The organism is Halorubrum sp. SS7 (genome assembly GCF_005435055.1).
In the GTDB taxonomy this organism is placed as follows: domain Archaea; phylum Halobacteriota; class Halobacteria; order Halobacteriales; family Haloferacaceae; genus Halorubrum; species Halorubrum salinarum.
In genome coordinates, this window is the sequence record NZ_SGXV01000350.1 from 1 (window position 1) to 419 (window position 419).

1 protein-coding gene is annotated in these 419 nt (G+C 70.2%); it reads left to right on the plus strand.

Features of this window, described 5'->3' with window-relative positions:
* Window positions 1–419 (plus strand): glycoside hydrolase family 97 N-terminal domain-containing protein (locus tag EXE44_RS18315; protein WP_199241283.1); only part of this gene is annotated, 419 nt, incomplete at both ends.

The window sequence follows — 419 nt, forward strand, 5'->3', positions numbered from 1 at the left end:
GATCGGATTCGACTTCAAAAATCAGGCGGCGTTCGGCGCAAGCGCCGGGGGGTCGGACGGTCCGGGGGCCGTCACGGGCACCGAGCGCGAGTCGACGACCGAGGAGTGGGACCCGGTGTGGGGCGCCTACGAGTCGGTGTCGGCGGAGTACAACGCCCTGAGCGTCGGTCTCGCGGACGCCGCGGAGAGCGGATCCGGCGGCTCCGGGGCGGACAGCGCGGACGGGTCCCGGAGCGCGACCCTTCAGCTCCGCGTCTTCGACGACGGTATCGGGTTCCGGACGGTCCTCGGAGAGGGGTTCGCGAGCAACTCGGAGCGGGCGGTGGTCGCCTCGGAGAACACCGGCGTCGACTTCGCGGACGACTACGACGCCTGGTGGATCAGAAACGCGGTGACGAACCCGCGGTTCGAACAGGAGT